The organism is Arthrobacter pascens (assembly GCF_017052465.1).
GTDB classification, from domain to species: domain Bacteria; phylum Actinomycetota; class Actinomycetes; order Actinomycetales; family Micrococcaceae; genus Arthrobacter; species Arthrobacter pascens.
This window is the reverse complement of record NZ_JAFHKT010000083.1, coordinates 1-14,246: the sequence shown is the minus strand read 5'-3', so window position 1 is coordinate 14,246 and position 14,246 is coordinate 1. Positions and strand designations below refer to the sequence as shown.

The window sequence follows — 14,246 nt, the reverse complement described above, 5'->3', positions numbered from 1 at the left end:
CGTGTTCTACTCCATGTTCGGCTTCCAGCGCACCGGCGACGCCTTCTGGGCAGCCGCGGACCAGATGACCCGCGGCTTCATCATCGGCGCCACCGCCGGCCGCACCACCCTCACCGGTGAAGGACTCCAGCACGCCGACGGCCACTCCCCCATCCTCGCCGCCACCAACCCGGCAGTGGTCACCTACGACCCCGCCTACGGCTACGAAATGGGACACATCGTCCGCGACGGCCTTGAGCGCATGTACGGGCCGGGCTCCGCTAGCGGAACCAATGCAGACCGGAACCTGATGTACTACATCACGGTCTACAACGAACCCATCACCCAGCCAAACGAACCCGAGAACCTCGATGTCAACGGTGTGCTGAAGGGCATCTACCGGGTATCGGCGTCGGCAGCTGAAGGTCCCAGGAGCCAGATCCTGGCCTCGGGTGTCTCGGTGCCGTGGGCGCTGGAGGCCCAGCGGATCCTGGCCGAGGACTGGGGCGTCTCCGCGGACGTCTGGTCGGTCACGTCCTGGAACGAGCTGCGCCGCGACGGGCTCGCCGCCGAGGAGGAAGCGTTCCTGAACCCCGGCGAACCGGCCCGGGTGCCGTTCGTCGCCCGGCAGCTGGCCGACGCACAGGGCCCTGTCGTGGCGGTCTCGGACTACATGAAGGCAGTCCCGGACCAGATCCGCCAGTTCCTGCCCCATCAGTTCGCTTCGCTCGGCGCGGACGGCTTCGGCTTCTCCGACACCCGCGCCGCCGCACGCCGCTTCTTCAAGAACGACACCCACTCGATCGTCGTGAAGACGCTGCAGCTGCTCGCGGCGAGGGGCGAAGTCGAGGAGGGCGCGCCGTCGTACGCCATGGACCGCTACAAACTCCTGGACGTCAACGCCGGCACCACCGGCGGAGCAGGCGGCGAGTCCTAACTGTTGGCTCAACCAGCGATAACGCAAACGACGGCGGCCCCCACCTTCCGGTGGGGGCCGCCGTCGGGCGTTTCGTAAAAATGAGTCAGGTGGAGGTGAGGGCCCCGCGCCGGTCGACGATGAAGCCGGTGGCGGCGCTCTCCCGCACCGCGGTGATGCCCGCGACTACTGCCTTGATGTTCTGGAAACTGGGTGAAACCGCAACCAGGGTGCCATCGTCAGCCTTCAGCCTGAAACGGAATGCACCCTGTCCCGCGCTCACTATTTCGAATGTTCCTGCCATCTGTACTCCTTCTGCCGGCCGCGTCATTGCAGCCGAATGTGACCCCCCAATTGCCAACACGACATATACGAGGTTAGCGGCCACTAACTGGGCTAGCCACCCCTACTAACCGGTAGTTTCCCCCGGCAACGCCCGTCTAAGGTGGTGACATGGCAGACTTTCCGGCGCCGGCCACCACCGCCGTCCTACTGGCCGCGGGGGCCGGCACCAGGCTGGGCCGCGGCCCGAAGGCTCTACTGCCGTTCCGCGGACGCACCCTTGTTGAAGTGCTGGCCGACGTACTGTCCGACGGCGGCTGCCGTGAGGTGGTGGTGGTACTCGGCGCAGGCGCCCAGGCGGTGCGGGCATCCACCGATCTGCACCAGCACGCCGTGGTGGAGAACCCGGCGTGGCCGTCCGGCATGGGGAGCTCGTTGCGGCTGGGCCTCGCCAGTGCCCGGCCCGGGGACCATGTGCTGGTGGCGCTCGTGGACCAGCCGGGACTGACGCCGGACACAGTTGGGCGCCTGGTACGGGCGCACCGGCCCGGGCGGGTCACGGCCGCCGCCTACCCCGACGCCGCAGGTGAACTCCGGCGCGGGCATCCGCTGCTCCTCGACGCCTCGCTGCGCTCAGATGCTGCGGACTCGGCGGCGGGCGACGCCGGCGCGCGGCACTTCCTCCAGGCCCACCCCGAACTGATTGACCTGGTGGACTGCAGCGCGCCTCCGGGCTCAGGCCAGTCCGGCGGGGAAGACCTCGATACCCCGGACCAGCTGCACCTGCTTGGCTAGTGCCGCTGCTGCAGCGTCCCCGCTGCGAGAAGTTCCTGCAGTCCCTCTTTGAAGCGGGCCCTACCGCCATGGGCAGGGTGCCTGATTTTCGGCACGTCGAGGCCGCTGCGGCGGACGCTTTGGTGCGCGACGTTCCCCACTGCCACCACGGTTTCGATGGGAAAAAGCCCGGTGAGGTCCTGCCAGAACGGCGTGCCCAAAGCCGCCTCAGCGGATGTCGGCGTGCGGTTGGACAGCGGCTGTCCGGGCACGTGGGTATGCCACGGGCAGGCGCTCCACAGCACGGGGAGGACGTCGAGCTCGGCCAGGACCTCCCACATTACGGTCGCCGTCGGCTCCGCAGCGACGGCCGCTGCCTCCGGCGGCAGGGCATACCCTTTCCCCGGTCCGAACAGCCCGAAGGGATTGGCGGACCCCTGGAACATGGTGCGGTTGGTAAAGGGAACGCCGGTAATCCTCATGCCGCGGAAACCCGGAGCCTCGCCCACCAGCAGCACCTTCGGTGCCCGGTGCAGCATTTCCCCGAAATACGCCGCCAGGTTTTGCCGGCGCAGGGCATTTGCGGGAGCTGAGTGGTCGAAGAAGTTATTGCACCCGGGTGGGGTTTCCACGGCGGCGAGCCGGTCAATAAAGGCATCAAAGGACGACGACGTCATGCAACGCCCGCTTTCCCCTTCACACAGGACACATCACCAGCGGGGGTGGATTGCCTCGCGGAAGTAGTGGTCGTAGATCCAGCGCACGCCGTCGTCGAATTCCTCGCCCAGGGCGACACCGGCCGCTGCGGCGTTGGACCGCGCCTGCTCCACGTTGCGGGCTCCCGGAATGACCGACGTGACGCCCTCCTGGGCCACGATCCAGGCGATGGCTGCCTGTGCGGTGCTGGCGCCCTCCGGCACCAGCTGCTCAAATTCGGCCACGGCCTTGAGCCCCAGGGCGTAGTCCACGCCGGAGAAGGTCTCGCCGACGTCGAAGGAATCGCCGCTGCGGTTGAAATTCCGGTGGTCATCATCGGCGAACGAGGTGCCCTTGGTGTACTTGCCTGACAACAGCCCCGAAGCGAGTGGCACCCGGGCGATGATTCCCACGCCGGCGGCCTTCGCAGCGGGAAGCACCTCGTCCAGCGGCTTGAGCCGGAAGGCGTTGAGGATGATCTGCACGGACGCGGTGCCCTCGTGGCGGATCGCTTCGAGGGCCTCGTCCGTGCGCTCCACGCTGACACCGTAGTTCTTGATGGCGCCTTCGGAGACCAGCGTGTCGAGGGCGTCATAGACCTCGGCGTTGCTGTAAACAGCCGTGGGCGGGCAGTGCAGCTGGACCAGGTCCAGGGAATCGGTGCGCAGGTTGCGCCGGGAACGGTCCACCCACTCGCGGAAGTTGGCGAGGTTGTAGTTTTCCGGCTGCTGCTCCAGCCGGCGGCCCATCTTGGTGGCAACAGTAATGTCCAGCCCGGGGTTGTCCGCCAGGAAAGCCCCGATGGCCTGCTCGCTCCGCCCGTCACCGTAGACGTCGGCGGTGTCGAAGAACGTCACGCCGGCTTCCGCCGAGGCGGCCAGGACGGCCCGGGCCTGTTCCGGGTCAACGTTGCCCCAGTCCGCACCGAGCTGCCACGTGCCGAGTCCGACGACGGAAACATCCCGTCCGGTTTTACCTAAAGTCCGTTGTTCCATCCCCCGACTATATGTTGCCTGTAAGGCTCGGCCGTGACGGTGACGGGACGAGTCCCGCCTCCTTCAGGCCCAGGTAGATCTTGTCCCGCGCGATTGGCAGTTCGGCGAACCGCAGGCCGGTGGCGTTCCTGATGGCATTGGCCAGGGCAGGCGCCACGGGGTTGAAGGGGCTCTCGCTCATGGACTTCGCACCGAGCGGTCCCAGTTTGTCGTTGGTCTCGGCGAAGTACACCTCGCTCCGCGGCACGTCCGCGAAGGACGGGATGTGGTACTGGCGGAGGATGTCCGTGGTGACCCGTCCGCCGTCGTCCACCCTGACTTCTTCATACAGCGCGGCGCCCAGCGCCTGCGCGATCCCGCCTTCGATCTGGCCGCGGCACTGCCGCGGATTCACCACGACGCCGGCGTCCGCAGCCTGCACGCTCTGCAGGATCCGCAGCTCTCCGGTGCCGGTGTTGATGGCAACCCGGAAACCGTGGACGTTGAACGCGACGGACCGGGGCGTGCCGCCCCAGCGCCCTTCCGCGACCAGCTCGACGCCGGCTTCCGCGGCTTCGCGCGCGAGTTCTGTCAGCGGCACGCGGGTCCCCTCGCACAGCACGGCATCGCCGTCGAGCACGCAGCCCGACGCCTGGACCTGGCGGACTCCTGCGGCGAAAGCACGGATCCGTACCGCCAGTTCCTCTGCCGCGGCGAGCGTCGCCTTGCCGGCCACGACCGTTCCGGACGACCCGAAGGCGCCGGTGTCGTGCTCGACCAGGTCCGTGTCCGACTGCCGCACGTTAACCTGCCCCGCGGTGGTGGACAGCGCCGAGGCCGCGAGCTGGGCGTGGACCGTGGTGGTGCCGTTGCCGAATTCGGCGGTCCCGACGTCGGCCGCGTACGTCCCGTCCGGCAGGAGCCTGAGCTTCGAATGGGCGAAGTGCCCGCGCGGCGGGACGGTGTCGATCATGGACAGCGCGGTGCCCTCGCCGGTGACCCAGTCCGGCCCCAGGTCGTCCAGCCCGGCCGCACGGTACCGCTCGCGGCCCCGCTCCAGGGCGTCCTGCACCAGCCGGGTGCACTGGTCCAGCCCGTAGCTGCCGTAGTGGACGTCCTCTTCCGGCTCGGAATGCGTGGAGAGCATGTCGTCACCCTCGCGGACCATGTTGCGGCGGCGGAATTCGAGCGGATCCATGCCGATGCCTGCGGCCAGTTCGTCGATCCCGGATTCAATGGCGAAGATCATCTGGCTCAGGCCGTAGCCGCGGAAGGCACCGGCGGGAACCGTGTTGGTGTACACCGCCTGGGCATCGACCTTCTTGTTCGCGCACTTGTACACGGCCAAGGACTCCCCGCACCCGTGGAACATGACACCCGGAGCATGGTTCCCGTAGGCGCCGGTGTTGGTGAGCACCTCCAGCTGCAGGGCCGTGAGCCGGCCGTCGTTCGTGGCGCCGGCCTTGAGCCTGATGGTGAACGGGTGCCGGGTGGTGCTGGCCGTGAACTGCTCGGTCCGGGTGAACTCCAGCTGCACCGGCCGTTTCAGCTTCAGGGCCGCGAGCGCCACGAGGTCCTCGGTGAGCACTTCCTGCTTGCCGCCGAACCCGCCGCCCACACGGCCCGCCACCACGTGGACTTGCTCCTCCGGCAGCGAGAAGAGGCGGCAGAGCGTGCGCCGCACCAGGAACGGGACCTGGCTCGATGTACGGATGTGCAGCCGGCCCTCCCCGTCCACGGAGGCGATGGAAGAGTGTGTTTCGAGCGCCACGTGCTGCACCCGCTGCGTCCGGTACGTCTGCTCGTGGATGACGTCGGCCTCCGCGAACCCGGCCTGCACACTGCCGAGTTCGGAGTGCAGTTCGGCCACCACGTTCTCCTTCGGGCGGCTGATCCTTGCCGTGGCGCCGTCCTTGTCGCCGTGGATCGCCGGCGCTCCGGGCAGAAGGGCGTCCTGCGGCGTGAACACCGCCGGCAGTTCCTGGTACTCCACGTCCAGCGCCCGGACACCGGCTTCCGCTGCCTGGACCGATTCGGCCACGACGGCGGCAACGCGCTGGCCGCGGAACCTCACCACGTCATCCAGCAGGCGGGTGTCATCGGGGTCGTCGGTATAGAGCTCGTGCTGGGCCGTGGAGAACAGCTGGGCCGGCGCATCCTCATGGGTGAAGACGGCCACCACCCCGGGAACGTTCAGGGCCGCGGCCTTGTCGATCGAGATCACCCGGGCATGGGCATGCGGGGAACGGAGGAGCTTCAGGTGCAGCAGTCCCTGAAGTTCGTCCGCCGGGACGTCCAGCGTGTAGCGGGCCTGGCCGGTGACCACCGCGCGGCTGGCCGGGGCTGGCACGTCGTCCCCGAGCTGCCCCGGCGTCGGCTCCGGCTGGCCTTCACCGGCGACGCCGGATCCCGGGCCCCGCGGGTCGGGATGCCCCTCGTGCCCGCAGATGGCGTCCCCGATGGCGCGGTAGCCGGTGCAGCGGCAGAGGTTGCCTTTGAGGTTGCGGGGCAGGTTCTCCTTCTGGGATTCGTCGAAGGTCGCGGCGGTCATCACCATGCCGGCGGTGCAGAACCCGCACTGGAAGCCCTGCCGGTCCAGGAACTGCTGCTGCATCGGATGCAGGCCGGCACTGCCCGCGGTACCTGCCAGCCCCTCGATGGTGGTCACGGCATGGCCTTCGGCGCGCACTGCCGGGTAGATGCAGCTGTGCACGGGCGTGCCGTCCACGTGCACCGTGCAGGCTCCGCAGTCGCCGCCGTCGCAGCCCTTCTTGACGCCCAGGGTGCCCTGCTCGCGCAGGAATGTGCGCAGGCATTGGCCCGGGCGGGGTGCGGTTTGGGCGGGTACTCCGTTGATGTCGATGGTCATGCTCAGGTGTCTTTCTTCGCGGCGGTCGGGGTGCGGGCGGCGTGCCGTTCCGGCGGCCAGAAATCGCCGGCCGCCACCAGGGGCTGGGCACCCTCCGGTGCGGCAAGCTCGCCGCGGATCTCCTCGGCCAGCCGGTAGGTCATGTCGCGGCGCCACGCGGGAAGCCCGTGGATGTCGTCGTGGTACAGGGCGTCCGGGATCGCCTCGTCCAGCCCGGAGGCGAGTTCGGCGGCGTCCGGCACCTGGCCGAAGCGCAGCTGCACCGGCCGTTTCGTCGCAGCCGTGACCGTGAGCGTCAGCTGCCCGCCGGCGTCGAGCCGTCCAATGAGCAGCACACCGGACCGCCCGAGGTTGCTGAGGGAGAGGCGGCGGAACGCCACGCGTGAGGACAGGGCAGACGCAGGAAGCCTGATGCTGCGCAGCAGCTCCCCGGGCGCCAGGGCGTTCTGCCCGTCCCCCGTCACCAGGTCCGTGACGGCCAGCTCCCTGCTGGCGCCGTCCGGACTGAGGATGGTGGCTGTGCCGTCGAGTCCTGCGCAGAGCGAGATCATCGGCCCTGCCGGGAGGGAGGTGCAGAGGTTGCCGCCCACCGTGGACATGTTCCACACCTTGAAGGACGCCACGAAGGACTCGCAGCACGGGCGGATGAGGTCGAGGCCGGGCCACCCTGCTGCGGATCCGCTGGCAGCTTGCGGCGAGTCCGGAAGGGCATACAGCTCCGCGACCGTGCACGTGGCGGCGAGCTCGATCCCTTCGTCCGTCACCGTGATGGCGGGCCAGTCCGCCGAGCCAAGGTCCAGCAGGCGCCGGAGCGGCTCGGACCCGAAGGCGTAGCTGCCGTAGGAGAAGAGGACGGTGCCGCCGGCCAGCCAGGCGTCGCCGTCGCGCCATTCGGCCGGATCGGTGGTGCGGACCACGGCCTCGATGGTGTTCATGTCCATGGCGTCCCGTGTTTTTCTGTAGAGGTGGCTGTGGAGGTGTCTGCTGTGAAGGTGTCTGCGATGAGGTGGTGGATGGGGCCGGCACCGTCCCGCAGCGGGGCGCAGGCGGGCACTCCCCTGCCGGCGGCGATCAGTTCGGCCGTGATCGAAACGGCCACCTCCGCCGGCGTGACGGCTCCAAGGTCGAGCCCGATCGGGGAATGCAGGCGGCCCAGGTGTTCGGGGGCAACGCCCAGGGTGAGGAGTTCGTCCACGCGCTGGCGGTGGCTGCGCCGCGAGCCCATGGCTCCCACGAAGGCAATGTCCAGCGCCAGCGCCTGTTCCAGCAGTGGTATATCGAACTTGGGGTCGTGGGTGAGGACGCAGATGGCGGTACGCGGGTCAATTCTTCCGGCGGCCGCCTCGGCCGCCAGGTAGCGGTGCGGCCAGTCCGCCACCACATCATCGGCCATCTCAAAGCGGGTTTGGGCAGCAAACGCCGGGCGCGCGTCCACGAGCGTTACGCTGTACCCGAGCAGCTTCGCCGCCGGAACGAGGGCCGCCCCAAAGTCGTTGGCGCCGACCACCAGCATGCGCGGCGGCGGCAGGCGGCTTTCCACGAGGAGCGTGACGGGCTCCGGCCGGAGGACGTCTGCGTCCTCCGGGCGGTCTCCTCGGACGGGTGTCGCAGTGAGGCAGCCTCCGGCCGGGGCGAGCCGGACCAGGCCGGTACGTCCACCGCGCAGCAAAGGGTCCAGCTGTGCTGCTGCCGCCTCCAAGGCGCGGCCGGTGGCGGTCTTGGCATCCACTCCTTTTTGCGGGCCGTGCTGCGGACCGTCCAGGCCGAGGAGCGCCGCCAGCGCGGCGGACTCCGCCGCCTTGAACGTGGACGGGTCAGGAATGAGGACGGCGCCGCTCCCGTTGCGGTCCACCCTGCGGATAAGGGCCAGGGGGCTCTCCGGGGCCTGCCGCTGCAGCAACTCGCCGAAGTTGGGAACTCCGAGCGCGTCCATCGGTTCGATGTGGACCTCAAGCTGGCCGCCGCAGGTGAGTCCAACCGCGAAAGCATCAGCAGAACTGTAGCCAAAGAGCTCAAGCCGCGTGCCGCCGTCGCGCAATGCCTCCAGCGCGGCCTCAACGACCGCCCCCTCCACGCACCCGCCGGAGAGGCTGCCGAGGACGTCGCCTGACTCGGACACCATCATGGAAGTGCCCATGGGGCGCGGCACGGAGCCGCTGGTACCCACCACGGTGGCAACAGCGCACCGTTGTCCTGAGGCCGCCGGCAGCCAGCCGGCGAGGGAAGGCATCAGGTCCAGCATGGCTGCACTCCCTTTTCCTGGGCTGCGATAGTTTCCATATTCTCGTTCCTATCAGTGGCCGGGGGAAGCACCGGCGGTTGTGGCGGGGCGTCAGTTTGGTTGCGGTTTGGTGGGTTCATGTGCGGGGACGGGTTTCACGGGGGTGGACCGGGACAGGCCCCATCTGCCTGCCCCGGTCCGGTCTTTGCCGGCCCCTACGCGCCGAGCAGCGCGCTGACGGGGCCGCGGGCGAAGTAGACCAGGAATCCCGCGGTCACCACCCACATGAGCGGATGGATCTTCTTCGCCTTGCCGGAGGCAGCTCCGATCACCACCCAGGACACGAAGCCCACGCCGATGCCGTTGGCGATCGAGTAGCTCAGCGGCATGGTGACGATCGTCAGGAAGGCGGGCAGCGCCACAGCGAACTTGGTGAACTTGATTTCGCGGATCTGCGCCATCATCATCGCGCCCACCACAACCAGCGCCGCCGCTGCCACTTCCAGCGGCACCACGCTGGTGAGCGGGGTGAGGAACATGGAGCCGAGGAACAGGACGCCGGTGACTACCGAAGCCAGTCCCGTGCGGGCGCCTTCCCCGATGCCCGCCGCTGAGTCGATGTAGACGGTGTTGGAGGATCCGGACGTCGCGCCGCCCGCCACTGCCCCGACGCCTTCCACGATGAAGGCCGACTTGAGCCGCGGGAAGGTCCCGTCCTTGTGAGCCACGCCGGCGCTCTTGGCCAGGCCAGTCATGGTGCCCATGGCGTCGAAGAAGTTGGTGAACACCAGGGTGAAGACCAGCATGGTGGCGGCGAGCGCACCGATCCGGCCGAAGGCACCGAAGAGGTCGAACTGGCCCACCAGGCCAAGGTCCGGCGCGGAGACCAGCTGGCCCGAGAGGACCGGCGTGTTCAGATGCCAGCCGCCCGGATTTGCCTTGGTGGCCGGCCCGATGTGGAACACGGCCTCGACGACGGCGGCCAGCACAGTGGTGGCCACGATGCCGATCAGCAGCCCGCCCTGCACCTTGCGGGCGACGAGGATGCCCATCAGCAGCAGGCCCACGATGAACACCAGGGTGGGCACGGAGGTGATGGAGCCGTTGTCGCCCAGCTGGACCGGGGGGCCGCCGGCCGTGGAGCGGACAAAGCCGGAATCCACGAAGCCGATGAAGGCGATGAACAGGCCGATGCCCACGGTGATGGCTGCCTTGAGCTCCCGGGGGACGGCCCGGAAGATCGCGGTCCGAGCGCCGGTGACGCCGAACAGCACGATCAGGATGCCGTTGATGACCACCAGCCCCATGGCCTCGGCCCAGGTGACCTCCTGGATGACGGCCACGGCGAGGAAGGAGTTGATGCCGAGTCCGGCAGCGAGCCCGAAGGGCAGGTTCGCGATCAGGCCGAACAGGATGGTCATGACGCCGGCCGTGAGCCCGGTGACCGCACCGACCTGTGCAGCGGACAGCCAGCCGCCGGCCACGTCTGTTGGTGCGTTGTCTGCGCTGAAGCCGCCCAGGATCAGCGGGTTGAGGATGACGATGTACGCCATGGTGAAGAACGTGACCAGCCCGCCGCGGAATTCGCGTGCCAGGGTTGAGCCGCGTTTGGTGATGTGAAAGAAGCGGTCGAGGAAAGCGTTCGACGCCGGTGGCCGGTTTCCTGCATCCGTTCCGGACTGTGCGGACTGCCTGGCCGGCTTGTGCGTGGCGTGTGTGGTCCCGGTCTCGGGGCCTTCGGGGGTCTTGTCAAGGATGGTCATTGGAACCCCAGGCCCTAGTAGTCGATCCTGGAATCGAGTGTGTTCCAGGTGTTGAACGGCTCGAGAATGGCCGGGGACTGCGTTCCGCCGAGCCCCAGCTTGGAAACCGGCATGAGGGCGTCCCGGTCGGCGTTGTCGAAGTACTCGTAGAAGACGGCGTCGTCGAAGCCGACGGAGGCGGCATCGTGACGGTCTGCCGCGAAGATTACGCGGTCGATGCGCGCCCACAACGCCGAGGCGAGGCACATGGGGCAGGGCTCGCAGCTGCTGTAGAGGGTGGCTCCGCGAAGATCGAAGGTGCCCAGTCCGCTGCAGGCCCGGCGGATTGCCGTGACCTCGGCGTGGGCGGTGGGATCGTTGGTGGCGGTGACGCGGTTGACGCCGTCGAACGCCCGGCCGTCGGCGGTGACAATGACCGCGCCGAACGGCCCCCCGCTGTTAAGGACGTTCGCGGTTGCAAGCTCGATGGACCTGGCCAGGAAATGTTCGGCCGTGACGGTGGTACTCATGATGCGCTCCCTTGGAGTGGAAGCCGGTACCCCGTGGCGGGATCAAACACCAGTTGCGACGGATACCAGGCTTCAGCATGTGCTTTGAAGGTTTAGTTGCGCCTGGTAGATAGCTTCCCGGTCTCCGGGTGCCCGCCTTTGGCAAAATCGAGATTAGCACCGGACTGTGGCCTGCGCCATAGTTTCCGGAAAATTAATTTCGTCATGTGAAATCCGCGTTACTGAGCTTTCACAACGGGTAGTCACACCGGGTGGTCACAATGCGGGCGTTGACGGCAGCCCGCCGCGCCTCCTAGTCTGGGCCCAACCGCCGCACTTCCGGCGGGCCCCTGGATCAGCAGACAGGGCACCACTGAGCTGGCATTTTCACCGGCACGCTCAGACAGGAACCCACCATGACCCCGCCAACGCCGCACCCCGGATCCCGGCTGTGGATCCGCAATCCCCTCGCCGCATTCTCCGCCAACAGCCTCGACGCCTCGGGCGGCGTGGTGGTCTGCGGAGGCAGGATCACCGAAGTGCTGGGCGCCGGCGAACAGCCGTCCGCACCCTGCGAGGAGACCTTCGACGCCGGCGGCCACGTCCTGCTGCCGGGCCTGATCAACACCCACCACCACTTTTATCAAACGCTGACCCGGGCCTGGGGGCCGGTGGCCAACGCTCCCCTGTTTCCGTGGCTGCAGAACCTCTACCCGGTGTGGGCCCGGCTCACCCCGCGGGATCTCGAGCTCGCCGCGACGGTGGCCCTCGCCGAACTGTTGCTCTCGGGCTGCACGACCGCGGCCGACCACCACTACCTGTTCCCGGCAGGCATGGAAGGCGCCATCGACATCGAAGTCGCCGCCGTCCGGCGGCTGGGGATGCGGGCCACGCTCACCCGCGGCTCGATGAGCCTGGGACAGAACGACGGCGGCCTGCCGCCGCAAACGACGGTGCAGGCGCCGGACGTGATCCTGGCCGACAGCGAGCGCCTGATCGGGAAGTATCACGAGCGCGGCGACGGTGCCGTGATACAGATTGCGCTGGCCCCATGTTCGCCGTTCTCGGTGACCAAGGAAGTGATGGCCGACAGCGCACTGATGGCCGAGCGGCTGGATGTCCGCCTGCACACCCACCTGGCCGAGACCCTGGACGAAGAGGAGTTCTGCCGGGAGATGTTCGGGTTGCGCACCGTGGACTACCTGGACAGCGTGGGCTGGCTGACGGCGCGGACGTGGTTGGGGCACGGAATCCATTTCAGCGATGCCGAGATTGCCCGGCTGGGCGCCGCCGGGACCGCCGTCGCGCATTGCCCGACCTCAAACATGCGGCTCGCGTCGGGCACTGCCCGCGTCCTGGAACTCGAGGATGCGGGAGTCCCCGTGGGGCTGGGAGTGGACGGGTCGGCGTCGAACGATGCCTCCAACATGATCCTCGAAGCGCGGCAGGCCCTGTACGTGCAGCGGCTGCGCTACGGGGCGCAGGTGCCGGTGGAGCGGGCGCTGGGCTGGGCCACCCGCGGATCGGCGGCGGTGCTGGGGCGGAGCGACCTCGGCCAGCTGGCTCCCGGCATGCAGGCGGACCTGGCCCTCTTCAGACTGGACGAGCTGCGGTTCTCCGGCAGCCACGATCCGGTCGCGGCCCTGCTGCTGTGTGCCGCGGACCGTGCAGACCGCGTGATGGTGGGCGGGCAGTGGCGGGTGGTGGACGGACAGATTCCCGGGCTGGACATTGCCGGGCTCATCGCGGAGCACTCGGCCGCGGCCCGCCGGCTGGTCAACGGCTGACGCCCCGCCGGCGAACTGCTAGCGTGGCGCCATGAATCCGTCGAAGACGCCGGCCGAGGTCCTCAACATTGACGGCGCCGAGGTTCGCATCTCAAGTCCTGACAAGGTGGTGTTCCCCGGGCCCGGGCTGACGAAGCTGGACCTGGTGCGCTATTACCTGGCCGTCGCGGACGGCGCATTGCGCGGCGCCGGCGGCCGGCCGATGGTGCTCAAGCGTTTTCCGAAGGGCATCGACGCCGAGCCGTTCTTTCAGAAGCGCGTGCCCGAGAACCACCCCGACTTCATCGACACGGCAGTACTGAACTACGCGTCCGGGACGTCGGCTGAGGAGGCCGTCATCCGGGATGCTGCCGGGCTGGCGTGGGTGGTGAATCTTGGATGCCTCGACCTCAACCCGCACCCCGTGCGCGCCGAGGACCTCGAGCACCCCGACGAACTGCGGGTGGACCTGGATCCGATGCCGGGGGTCGACTGGTCCCAGATCGTCGACGTCGCCTATGTGGCGCGGGAGGTGCTCGACGACACGGGGCTGGTGGGATGGCCGAAAACGAGCGGATCGCGCGGACTCCACATCCTGGTGCGCATCGCGCCGCACTGGTCGTACCGGGACGTGCGGCTCGCAGCTGAAACCCTCGCCCGTGAGGTCGAGAACCGCGCTCCGGGCCTCGCCACCGCGAGGTGGTGGAAGGAGGAGCGCGGCGAGAGTGTGTTCGTCGACTTCAACCAGAACGCCAAGGACCGCACCGTGGCATCGGCCTATTCGGTACGGGCCCTGCCGGATGCCCGGGTCTCGACGCCGCTCACATGGGACGAGGTCCGCTCCGCCCGGCCGGAACAATTCACGGTGCGCACAGTGCCCGGGCGCTTCGCAGAGATGGGCGACCCGCACGCCGGCATCGACGAAGCGGTCGGCACACTGGACGGACTCCTCGCGCTGGCGGCCGAGCTCGGTCCCGCCGAGAAGGCGCCACGCAGTGGTGACAGCTCGGGCCGCAGGCAGTCGGTGATGCCGCTCATCGAAGTAGCCCGGACCAAGACCAAGCCTGAGGCCCTCGCGGCGCTCGACGAGTGGAAGTCCCGGCACGCGGACCTCGTCCCGGCCCTGCACCCGGCCGATGTCCTCGTTGATGGCATGCGCGGATCGAGCTCGCTTTGGTACCGGGTGCGGGTAAACCTGCAGCACGTCCCCGAAGCGGAACGTCCACCGCAGGAGGAGCTCATCGCCAACTACGACCCATGGGCAGGCAAGGAGTGGCCGGGGCGCCCAGGGTCCTGACACGCGCCGGCGCAGCCTAGGTGTATTTCCCACGGAGGTTATGAACAGCGTGGCGTGATGTAAGAAACGAGAGCCTCCGCTATCGATTTGGGTTACCACACTCATCTCGACGCCAGGAGGCTCTCGTGTCCTACGTTACCCATGCCAACGCTGACCTGACACCCAAGGCCAGGGGAAAGCTCGCCCGGTTGGTCATCGAGCAGGGCTGGACCCTGCGCCGG

12 protein-coding genes are annotated in these 14,246 nt (G+C 68.3%); 4 read left to right on the top strand and 8 right to left on the bottom strand.

Going from position 1 to position 14,246, the window contains the following annotated elements; all coding sequences use genetic code 11:
* A partial coding sequence (locus tag JYA52_RS01045) for a transketolase-like TK C-terminal-containing protein (RefSeq protein ID WP_443623169.1) occupies positions 1-916 on the top strand: 916 nt, incomplete at its 5' end.
* A gap of 85 nt (positions 917-1,001) precedes the next feature.
* On the opposite strand, the gene JYA52_RS01040 is transcribed toward JYA52_RS01045, so the two are convergent.
* A complete protein-coding gene (locus tag JYA52_RS01040; RefSeq protein ID WP_205651302.1) occupies positions 1,002-1,199 on the bottom strand; it encodes a YegP family protein in 198 nt (65 codons plus the stop codon).
* Between the two features lie 149 nt (positions 1,200-1,348).
* On the opposite strand from JYA52_RS01040, the gene nboR reads away from it, so the two are divergent.
* Positions 1,349-1,972, top strand: coding sequence for a nicotine blue oxidoreductase (gene nboR, locus JYA52_RS01035; protein WP_205651301.1), 624 nt, complete (start codon positions 1,349-1,351; stop codon positions 1,970-1,972).
* On the opposite strand, the gene JYA52_RS01030 is transcribed toward nboR, so the two are convergent.
* The 7 genes from JYA52_RS01030 to JYA52_RS01000 form a co-directional block, all read right to left on the bottom strand.
* Positions 1,969-2,628 carry a uracil-DNA glycosylase gene (locus JYA52_RS01030; protein ID WP_205651300.1) on the bottom strand — a complete coding sequence of 220 codons (660 nt, stop codon included), beginning with the start codon at positions 2,626-2,628 and terminating at the stop codon, positions 1,969-1,971. The two genes, nboR and JYA52_RS01030, sit on opposite strands and share 4 nt — an antisense overlap.
* Positions 2,629-2,661: 33 nt before the next feature.
* Positions 2,662-3,642, bottom strand: coding sequence for an aldo/keto reductase (locus tag JYA52_RS01025; protein ID WP_205651299.1), 981 nt, complete (start codon positions 3,640-3,642; stop codon positions 2,662-2,664).
* A gap of 7 nt (positions 3,643-3,649) precedes the next feature.
* On the bottom strand, positions 3,650-6,490 hold the full coding sequence (locus tag JYA52_RS01020) for a molybdopterin-dependent oxidoreductase (protein ID WP_205651298.1): 2,841 nt from the start codon (positions 6,488-6,490) through the stop codon (positions 3,650-3,652).
* 2 nt (positions 6,491-6,492) lie between these two features.
* Positions 6,493-7,431, bottom strand: coding sequence for an FAD binding domain-containing protein (locus JYA52_RS01015; protein ID WP_205651297.1), 939 nt, complete (start codon positions 7,429-7,431; stop codon positions 6,493-6,495).
* Complete coding sequence (locus tag JYA52_RS01010) at positions 7,422-8,732, bottom strand: XdhC family protein (RefSeq protein ID WP_205651296.1); 1,311 nt, start codon at positions 8,730-8,732, stop codon at positions 7,422-7,424. Before JYA52_RS01010 ends, JYA52_RS01015 begins: the two co-directional genes overlap by 10 nt.
* 194 nt (positions 8,733-8,926) lie before the next feature.
* Positions 8,927-10,474, bottom strand: coding sequence for an NCS2 family permease (locus JYA52_RS01005; RefSeq protein ID WP_205651295.1), 1,548 nt, complete (start codon positions 10,472-10,474; stop codon positions 8,927-8,929).
* A gap of 14 nt (positions 10,475-10,488) precedes the next feature.
* Positions 10,489-10,983 (bottom strand): nucleoside deaminase, encoded by a 495-nt coding sequence (locus tag JYA52_RS01000; RefSeq protein WP_205651294.1) that lies wholly within the window; start codon positions 10,981-10,983, stop codon positions 10,489-10,491.
* A 395-nt stretch (positions 10,984-11,378) separates the two neighbouring features.
* Here JYA52_RS01000 and JYA52_RS00995 point away from each other — a divergent pair, with 395 nt between their 5' ends.
* Both JYA52_RS00995 and ligD read left to right on the top strand, forming a co-directional pair.
* Positions 11,379-12,749, top strand: a complete 1,371-nt coding sequence (locus JYA52_RS00995; protein ID WP_205651293.1) for an 8-oxoguanine deaminase — start codon at positions 11,379-11,381, stop codon at positions 12,747-12,749.
* A 31-nt stretch (positions 12,750-12,780) separates the two neighbouring features.
* Positions 12,781-14,025 carry a non-homologous end-joining DNA ligase gene (gene ligD / locus JYA52_RS00990; RefSeq protein ID WP_205651292.1) on the top strand — a complete coding sequence of 415 codons (1,245 nt, stop codon included), beginning with the start codon at positions 12,781-12,783 and terminating at the stop codon, positions 14,023-14,025.
* Positions 14,026-14,246 lie beyond the last annotated feature (221 nt).